This window comes from Chamaesiphon sp. OTE_75_metabat_556 (assembly GCF_031378165.1).
Taxonomy (GTDB): domain Bacteria; phylum Cyanobacteriota; class Cyanobacteriia; order Cyanobacteriales; family Chamaesiphonaceae; genus Chamaesiphon.
Window position 1 is genome coordinate 1 of record NZ_JANNDR010000447.1, and the last position, 5,737, is coordinate 5,737.

The 5,737-nt window shown below is 47.3% G+C and carries 5 protein-coding genes and 1 pseudogene; 4 read left to right on the top strand and 2 right to left on the bottom strand.

The genetic code is table 11. The annotated features are described in order from the left end of the window. Positions 1 to 196: 196 nt before the first annotated feature. Together RMO27_RS18155 and RMO27_RS18160 are read right to left on the bottom strand one after the other, a co-directional pair. Positions 197 to 547, bottom strand: a complete 351-nt coding sequence (locus tag RMO27_RS18155) for a type II toxin-antitoxin system RelE/ParE family toxin (RefSeq protein WP_309735102.1) — start codon at positions 545 to 547, stop codon at positions 197 to 199. Then, positions 544 to 792 carry a hypothetical protein gene (locus RMO27_RS18160; RefSeq protein ID WP_309735104.1) on the bottom strand — a complete coding sequence of 83 codons (249 nt, stop codon included), beginning with the start codon at positions 790 to 792 and terminating at the stop codon, positions 544 to 546. Before RMO27_RS18160 ends, RMO27_RS18155 begins: the two co-directional genes overlap by 4 nt. Before the next feature lie 224 nt (positions 793 to 1,016). Between RMO27_RS18160 and ppsA the strand changes: the two genes are divergently transcribed. The 4 genes and pseudogenes from ppsA to RMO27_RS18180 form a co-directional block, all read left to right on the top strand. Then, positions 1,017 to 3,548 (top strand): phosphoenolpyruvate synthase, encoded by a 2,532-nt coding sequence (ppsA, locus tag RMO27_RS18165; RefSeq protein ID WP_309735106.1) that lies wholly within the window; start codon positions 1,017 to 1,019, stop codon positions 3,546 to 3,548. Positions 3,549 to 3,564: 16 nt separating this feature from the next. After that, positions 3,565 to 3,891 (top strand): DUF1330 domain-containing protein, encoded by a 327-nt coding sequence (locus RMO27_RS18170; RefSeq protein WP_309735108.1) that lies wholly within the window; start codon positions 3,565 to 3,567, stop codon positions 3,889 to 3,891. Between the two features lie 331 nt (positions 3,892 to 4,222). After that, the gene (locus RMO27_RS18175; protein ID WP_309735110.1) at positions 4,223 to 4,960 is read left to right on the top strand and encodes a Uma2 family endonuclease; all 738 of its coding nucleotides are present in this window, start codon (positions 4,223 to 4,225) and stop codon (positions 4,958 to 4,960) included. A 232-nt stretch (positions 4,961 to 5,192) separates the two neighbouring features. Next, positions 5,193 to 5,737 (top strand): annotated as a pseudogene (locus RMO27_RS18180) (hypothetical protein); the annotation flags it as partial.

Sequence of the window (5,737 nt, forward strand, 5' to 3'; positions counted from 1 at the left end):
AATGCTCGGACTATTCAAGCCATGTTGGAGCAGCAAGAAACCAGTAGGTTGCAATATGAGTCACATCGATTGCTTCACGAAGAGCAAATGAACGAAATTAGACAAGCGATGTTACGGTTAGCTAGTGTTGAAGAAGGGTTAGAGTCGATCTTTTTTATGAAATCTGTTTAAACAATGCTTTTGAGATTCGATCGAGTCATGAACTCTCATCAGATTCTTCTGGGTTTTCACCGATCGATTGTTGTGAAGAGTGGCGGACATGAAGAATCCGAACCGTATGTACTTCTCCGATCTCTAAAATAGTGAATAGAATCCGATATGACGTGCGCCCTCTACCATAGAGCAGTTGTCGAATTTCCTGGCTAAAGTATTTATTCTCTCTTGCACAAGAGCACCGATTTGGCATTAACGACAAAGACTCAATTGCTTCCAGCAATCCGCTATGCCACTGACTTGCTTTAACCGGAGAGGTAAGCTGAGATAAATTTAAAAATGCGCCATCTATCTCAGCTTCAGCAACACTGGAGATTTCAATCCGATATTTCATGCAGGCAGATTATACTTTTGACGTTGCTCATCAGCATATTCATCGAAAGAGCGAAATTCCCCTGTTGAGAAATCATCCAATCCTTGCTGAATGCCTTTAACCGCCTCCACAAAATCTTGTGCTTCCTCTTTCAAGATGCTTGCCAATAGTTCGGTCACAACAAGATTAATATCCTGACCTTGACGGGCAGCTTTCTCTCGTAGCTGCTCTTCTAATTCTGGGCTGAGGGTGACAACGATCGTCATAGATTTCTTTCCGATAGAGTTGAATCCATATCTATTATTTTAGCAGCATGGGAAAGTTGCATGTAGGTACAAAAAATCCTAGTTTGGGGATGTGAATTGGCGCGATCGAGTTTCGACAACAGTCGATCGATTAACTGGTAGCAGATAGTCTAGCTCTCACAAGTTCTTCAACTTATCGAGCTAGACTAGAAAATATCGAATAATCTTGATCGGAGGACTAGAATATGCTCGATACTGCTGCCCAGATGGTGCCAGATACAGCTCGCGCCCAAGCCTTGATTCTGTGGTTTGATGACGTTGGTATTGACGATATCCATCTAGTCGGTGGTAAGAATGCCTCCCTCGGTGAGATGATTGGGCAACTCGCACCCAAAGGTATAAATGTGCCCAATGGGTTTGCTACTACTGCCGCTGCCTACCAATATTTCATCGCCCAGGCAGGATTGGCACCCAAACTCCAGCGAATTTTTGCTGACTTGGACGTCGAGGATCTCCAGAACCTGCGGCAACGGGGCGAACAGGCGCGATCGTTGATGCTAAATACGCCATTTCCGCAAGATCTCGAACTAGCGATCGCGACTGCTTATACCCAGCTCTGCGATCGATACCCACAGCATGGGGCAAATTGCGATATTTTAGCCCCGATTCACCCCGATCTAGTCGAAGAATGTCTGCATAATACCGATGTCGCCGTCCGATCGAGTGCGACGGCGGAAGATTTGCCCGATGCGAGTTTTGCCGGACAGCAAGAGACTTATTTGAACGTGCATGGCGTCAAACAGGTCTTAGCAGCCTGTCATAAATGCTTTGCCTCGATTTTTACCGATCGCGCGATTTCCTACCGGACGGCGCGAGGTTTCGACCATCTGAACGTGTATCTGTCGGTGGGGGTGCAGAAGATGGTGCGATCGGATTTAGCTGCTTCGGGTGTCATGTTCTCGATCGATCCAGAAACTGGATTTCAAAATGCAGCCTCGATTTCGGCGGCCTATGGCTTGGGTGAAAACGTGGTGCAGGGAGCCGTAAATCCCGATGAGTTCGTCGTCTTCAAACCTACTCTGACTGATGGTTTCCGACCGATTCTGTCCAAACGGTTGGGGAGTAAGGCGATTAAAATGGTCTACGATCTGGGCGGCTCGAAACTGACCAAAAATGTCCCCGTAGCTGAATCCGATCGTGCTCAATTTGCGATCGATGATGATGAAATCCTCACCTTGGCGCGGTGGGCGGTAATTATCGAAGAGCATTACTCGGCAGTGCGGGGCACCTATACCCCGATGGATATCGAGTGGGCAAAGGATGGCGAAACCGGACAGTTATTTATCGTGCAGGCGCGTCCCGAAACCGTCCAATCGCAGAAATCCGGCAATATTTTACGCAACTATCGCTTCACTTCAGGACACAAAACCACACCCCCAGCCCTAACCATCGGCAGCGCAGTCGGCGAACGGATCGGCCAAGGTACCGCACGAACGATCTTTGACGTGCATCAAATCGCCGAATTCCAACCTGGAGAAGTATTAGTCACCAATCGTACCGATCCCGACTGGGAGCCGATTATGAAAAAAGCTGGCGCGATCGTCACCAACCAAGGCGGACGCACCTGTCATGCGGCGATTATTGCTAGAGAAATGGGGATTCCGGCGATCGTCGGCTGTAGTGATGCTACCAGCGCGATCGCTACGGGGCAAGCTGTGACTGTGTCCTGTGCCGAAGGTGATATCGGCAAGGTGTATGCGGGACTCTTGCCCTTTGAAGTCATCGAAACAGAACTGAGTCAGCTAGCCCCCACCCGCACCAAAATCCTGATGAATGTGGGCAACCCAGATGAAGCTCTAGGATTAGCCGCAATTCCCTGCGATGGGGTGGGTTTGGCGCGGCTGGAGTTTATTATTGCCAACCAGATTAAGGTACATCCGTTGGCACTGCTGAACTTCGATCTATTAATCGATGCCGATGTCAAACGCCAGATTGCCAAACTGACAGTCTCCTATCCCAACAAGGCGGATTTCTTTGTCGATAAGCTCGCACATGGCGTCGCCACCCTCGCGGCCGCCTTCTATCCCCGTCCCGCGATCGTGCGGATGTCCGATTTCAAGAGTAATGAGTATGCGAACCTGTTAGGCGGTCGTCAGTTCGAGCCAAATGAAGAAAATCCAATGATTGGCTGGCGGGGCGCGTCGCGCTACTACGATCCGCTCTATCGCGACGCTTTTGCCCTAGAATGCCAAGCCCTGAAACGGGTGCGGGAAGAAATGGGCTTGATGAATATTATTCCGATGATTCCGTTTTGTCGCACTCCCGATGAGGGTCGTCAAGTTGTGGCGGAAATGGCCGCCAACGGTTTGCGACAAGGCGATAAAGGCTTGGAAATATATGTGATGTGCGAAGTCCCCAGCAATGTCATCCTCGCAGCGGAATTTTGCCAAATCTTCGATGGTTTCTCGATCGGTTCTAACGATCTGACTCAGTTGACCTTGGGACTCGATCGAGACTCGGCATTAGTATCCCACATCTTTGACGAACGCAATCCCGCAGTGATGGCGATGGTAAGAATGGCGATCTCGACTGTCAAAGCCCACGGACGCAAGATCGGTATCTGCGGACAAGCCCCCAGCGACTATCCAGAATTCGCCCGGTTTTTAGTCGAGCAAGGCATCGATTCGATCAGTCTCAATCCCGATTCGGTAATTAAAACCCGTTTGGAAATTGCACAGGTGGAGGCTAGTCTTTTTCGATCGACACTAACCAAATAAATAAAGGAGAATCATCATGACTGTATATTTAATCGCAGATGTGAAAGTTACCGATGATACCTGGATTCCTGACTACGCAGCAAATGTTCATGACATCGTACATAATCATGGCGGAAAATACCTTTCCCGTAGCGGCAACATTACAAATATTGAAGGCGAGGGACTAGGCACAACGTTAGTTGCCTCGATCGAATTTCCTTCGATCGAGGCAGTGCAAGCGTTTGTTAACGATCCAGCGTATGCAAAATATCGAAAAGCTCGTCAGGCTGGTAGTATCAGCAGGCTCTATGTCATTGACGACACTGATATCGCAGGCACTATCCCCTATTTACCAAAAGGTTAATATCATCTAGCCTCAAGCCTGATTCGGTGATTAAGACTCGATTGGAAATCGATCAGGTGGAGGCTAGTCTGTAAGGATGATGATTAAATGTCTATGATTCTACGAATAATGTTATCGATCGCGTTCACTAGTCAACGATGCGATCGCAATTTGCTGTAAGCAATGCGTAGAAACAGCAATGAGTCTGTACGATAGTCGTTCGTGTAGCGTCGGCTCTGCCGAATCGTTGGCGGAGCCTCTCAGAATGAGAATCGCCCTCCCAGAGGCAGAAGGATAAATCCAGAATGGATGATACAATAGCCCTATGCCACTTGTTTGAGTGTCTTTTGTCATGTACCAGTACGAGCTACCGCGATACCTACCCACCGCCGACGAACTGCCTTGCTCCGACGATACCCCCGTGGACAACGAACTTCAAGAACTCATTCCCAGCCTGCTCAAATCGATCTTACAAATTCTTTGGGGCGATCGCCTGGACTGGTTTTTTGGGATCGATATGGGCGTTTATTACCATCCAGAGCAGCCCCCCATCGTCCCCGATGGTTTCTTAGCTCTGAATGTCGAGCGATTCTACGATGAAGATCTGCGTCCGAGTTACGTGCTATGGGAAGAAGAAGTATCGCCAATCTTGGTACTAGAAGTAGTTTCAAATACTATCGGTGGTGAATACACCACTAAGCTCGACCGTTACGCACAGATAGGCGTACTCTACTACGTTATCTACAATCCCAAGCGTCGCCGCAAAGCCAAACTAGAGATCTACAAACTCGTCAACGGCAGCTACGAACTGCAAGCAGCTAATCCCTTATGGATGCCAGAAATTGGCTTGGGTATCGGCAACGAACGCGTTAACTATGGCGGGTTGACGCGCGATTGGTTGTATTGGTACGACGAGAGTAACCAGCGTTATCCTAGCCCCAGCGAACAAATCGAACTCGAACGCCAAAAAGCAACTGTAGAAAGTCAAAGAGCCGATTTGGAGAGTCAGAGAGCCGATTTGGAAAGTCAAAGAGCCGATCGATTGGCGGCTCAATTACGTGCTCTAGGCATCGAGCCAGAAGTACCCTAAATTTAACGATCGCCAGCGAGCATCTAGCATCGATCGACTAATTTTCAAACCGTATTATCGATTAAAAAAATATCCGATCGCGCTACAATTTACCTCAAACAAGGGACAATCGAAAGTTCGATCGAGGATGATCAGATCCGTGTTTTGGCAGTAGCGCATCATCGGCGTAAACCACAATATTGGATCGATCGACAGTAATAGGTGGCAGTATTATTTCTTTCCCCAAATAACCATGCGAATCGAAAAACTTTATTATCGTAACCATGTCACTGGCTGGGAATTAGCACCAATGGAATTTGGCGATGTCAATCTCTTGGTTGGTGTTTCTGGTGTGGGTAAAACGAGGATTCTGGAGGTAATTCGATCGCTTCAAAAAATCGCATTCGGAAGCCTGTCGAACAACAATAGATTCACAAACGGTGTTGAATGGGATATCAGTTTTTCGACCTCTTCTGAATGGCAATATAGATGGCATGGTAAGTTCAATATAGTTAATAATGAGGACTATATTATTGACAAATCTGGTGAAAAGACATATTCAAGGATCGATCAAAATGAGCCTGAAATAGTAGTAGAAGAGTTGTACCTTAATAACGATCGCGTTGCTTATAGAAATGATGAAGTTATAAAATTCCAAGGCATAGAGATGCCTAAGTTCCCACCATCAGAGAGTTTAATTAAAATCTTGCGATCTAAAGATAAGATTATTCCAATAATTAATGGGTTAAGTTTGATTGTTGATAGTCAAGTTCAACAATCGGGAAGATGGGTAGGTAG